Origin of the sequence: Oceanobacillus alkalisoli, from assembly GCF_021556485.1 — a bacterium.
GTDB lineage: Bacteria > Bacillota > Bacilli > Bacillales > Amphibacillaceae > Oceanobacillus > Oceanobacillus alkalisoli.
Genome location: NZ_JAKGBW010000059.1, coordinates 1 through 324 on the forward strand (window position 1 = coordinate 1; position 324 = coordinate 324).

Below are 324 nucleotides of genomic sequence, written 5' to 3' on the forward strand. Positions count from 1 at the left end.
AGCATCGTAATCAATACTTGGAGGCGGAGAATGGTCTATTAAAAAAGTTAAAGGAAATCGAAAGGGGGATGGGTCGGGAAGATTAGGCATTCATTTAGCTGAATTTCAGGCTATTCATGACTATCATGAGGAAACAGGCATCACGATTTCATTACTCAGCGAGATCTTAAATGTATCCCGTTCTGGATATTATAAATGGCTGAAACACGAACCTACAGATCAACAAAAAGAAAATGAATGGCTGATGGAGAAAATCCAGAGGATATTTAAACAGCGCCGAGGCACTTGGGGTTATCGGCGAATAACGATGGCGATTAATCGCCA

Annotated in this window: 1 protein-coding gene; it reads left to right on the top strand. The window is 41.0% G+C overall.

All coding sequences use genetic code 11. From position 1 onward, the window contains the following. Positions 1-244: 244 nt before the first annotated feature. On the top strand, positions 245-324 hold an 80-nt coding region (locus LZD48_RS19170), incomplete at its 3' end, for an IS3 family transposase (protein WP_369010276.1).